Source organism: Agrobacterium sp. LR_9, assembly GCF_041954855.1.
GTDB lineage: Bacteria > Pseudomonadota > Alphaproteobacteria > Rhizobiales > Rhizobiaceae > Agrobacterium > Agrobacterium leguminum.
This window is the reverse complement of record NZ_JAVAYA010000057.1, coordinates 1-2,441: the sequence shown is the minus strand read 5'-3', so window position 1 is coordinate 2,441 and position 2,441 is coordinate 1. Positions and strand designations below refer to the sequence as shown.

At 58.8% G+C, this 2,441-nt stretch carries 2 protein-coding genes; both read left to right on the top strand.

The genetic code is table 11. From position 1 onward, the window contains the following. Nucleotides 1-85 precede the first annotated feature (85 nt). Nucleotides 86-1,612: an IS21 family transposase gene (gene istA, locus RAC79_RS25540; protein ID WP_374997692.1), complete on the top strand. Its 1,527-nt coding sequence runs from the start codon at nt 86-88 to the stop codon at nt 1,610-1,612. Further along, complete coding sequence (gene istB / locus RAC79_RS25535) at nt 1,602-2,414, top strand: IS21-like element helper ATPase IstB (RefSeq protein WP_111793130.1); 813 nt, start codon at nt 1,602-1,604, stop codon at nt 2,412-2,414. The genes istA and istB overlap by 11 nt, the downstream gene beginning before the upstream one ends. Nucleotides 2,415-2,441: the final 27 nt, after the last annotated feature.

Genomic DNA, 2,441 nt, shown 5'->3' with positions numbered 1-2,441 from the left:
CATTGCCGGATATTGTCATCGAGAATTGACCCATGTTTTGAACCTTGCTCCGCGTGTTTTCAGCGGGAGCTATGGAGTGATCGACATGGCGTTATTGAGCGTGATCCGACGCTGGCATTTTAGAGACCATTTATCCATCCGGGAGATATGCCGCAGGACCGGCCTATCCCGAAATACTATCCGCAAATACCTGCGCCTGAACGGCGTGGAGCCGAAGTTCAAGGTGCCGGAGCGACCGAGCAAACTCGATCCATTCGCAGATCGTCTGTCGGCCTGGTTAAAGACGGAGTCCAAGAAGGGTCGCAAGCAAAAGCGCACCCTGAAGCAACTCCATGCCGACCTGGTGGGCCTCGGCTACGACGGTTCCTATTGCCGTGTTGCAGCCTTCGCCAGGGAATGGAAGGCAGACCGGCAGAGGGAATTCCAGACGACGGGGCGCGGCACATTTGTGCCTCTTGCATTCGAGCCCGGAGAAGCTTTCCAGTTCGACTGGTCGGAGGACTGGGCGATCATCGGCAATGAGCGCACGAAGCTGCAGGTCGCACATACGAAGCTAAGCTACAGCCGCGCCTTCATCGTCCGGGCCTATCTGTTGCAGACGCACGAGATGCTGTTCGACGCCCACAATCATGCATTCCGCGTGTTTGGCGGCATCCCCGGCCGCGGCATCTACGACAACATGCGCACGGCAATCGACAAGGTCGGCCGTGGTAAGGAGCGAGACGTCAACGTGCGCTTCCTGGCGATGGCCAGCCACTATGTGTTTGAGCCGGAGTTCTGCAATCCTGCGTCCGGCTGGGAGAAGGGACAGGTCGAGAAGAACATTCAGGATGCACGTCATCGCTTCTTTCAACCGATCCCACGCTTTCCATCGCTGGAAGCCCTGAACGACTGGCTTGAGCTTCGGTGCAAGGAGTTCTGGGCGAAGACCCCACACGGCCAGATGCGTGGCACCATTGCCGATATCTGGGCTGAGGAGGCTCTGGCATTAATGCCGGTCTCTCGGCCGTTCGACGGGTTCGTCGAATATACAAAGCGTGTCACGCCGACCTGCCTCGTCCATCTGGAACGCAATCGCTACAGCGTCCCGGCATCCTTCGCCAATCGCCCGGTAAGCCTGCGGGTCTATCCGGATCGTGTCGTTGTCGCTGCGGAAGGTCAGATGGTCTGCGAGCATCACCGCGTCATCGATCGCTCCCACGACCGGCCGGGGCAGACGATCTACGACTGGCGGCACTATCTGGCTGTCGTACAGCGCAAGCCCGGCGCTCTTCGCAATGGTGCGCCGTTCGTTGAGCTACCGGACGCGTTCCGGACCTTGCAGCAATACCTGCTCAAGAAGCCCGGCGGAGACCGTGAGATGGTCGACATCCTGGCGCTCGTCCTGCAGCACGATGAACAAGCCGTCCTATCGGCCGTCGACATGGCGCTGAAGTCGGGCGTTCCAACCAAGACGCATGTTTTGAACCTGCTGCATCGTCTCGTCGATGGCAAAACCTTCACGCCGCCGACGATAGACGCGCCCCAGGCACTGACACTCACCAATGAACCAAAGGCCAACGTCGAACGCTACGACACCCTGAGAAAGACGGAGATTCGCCATGCGCCATAACCCGGCAAGCGGTGCGATCGTGATCATGCTGCGACAATTGAAGATGCATGGCATGGCCCAGGCTGTCGGGGAACTGACCGAACAGGGAGCCCCGGCGTTCGAGGCCGCGATTCCGGTCCTGTCGCAGCTCCTCAAAGCGGAGACGGCAGAAAGGGAGGTCAGATCGACAGCCTATCAGCTCAAGACGGCACGCTTTCCCGCCTACCGTGATCTGAACGGCTTCGACTTCGCAAGCAGCGAGATCAACGAGGCGCTCGTGCGCCAGCTTCATCGCTGCGACTTCCTCGACGAGGCCAACAACATCGTTCTGGTCGGCGGACCCGGCACAGGTAAAACGCATGTCGCCACGGCGATCGGCGTTCAGGCCATCGAGCATCATCATAAGCGGGTTCGTTTCTTCTCGACCGTCGAACTGGTCAACGCTCTCGAGCAGGAGAAAGCTCAAGGACGGTCCGGTCAGATCGCCAACCGGCTCATACACTCCGATCTCGTTATCCTCGACGAACTTGGATACCTGCCATTCAGCGCGTCAGGCGGTGCACTGCTCTTCCATCTGTTGAGCAAACTATACGAGCGGACCAGCGTCATCATCACTACCAACCTGAGCTTCAGCGAATGGGCTAGCGTCTTCGGCGACGCCAAGATGACCACAGCGCTGCTCGATCGCCTGACCCATCACTGCCACATCCTCGAAACCGGAAACGACAGCTTCCGATTCAAGAACAGCTCAGCGCAGGAACCCAAATCCGCAAAGGAGAAAAGTAGGAACTTGACCACCACCACCGACCCGAAACATACCTAAGAGGCGGGTCAGTTCTCGGCGCAAATG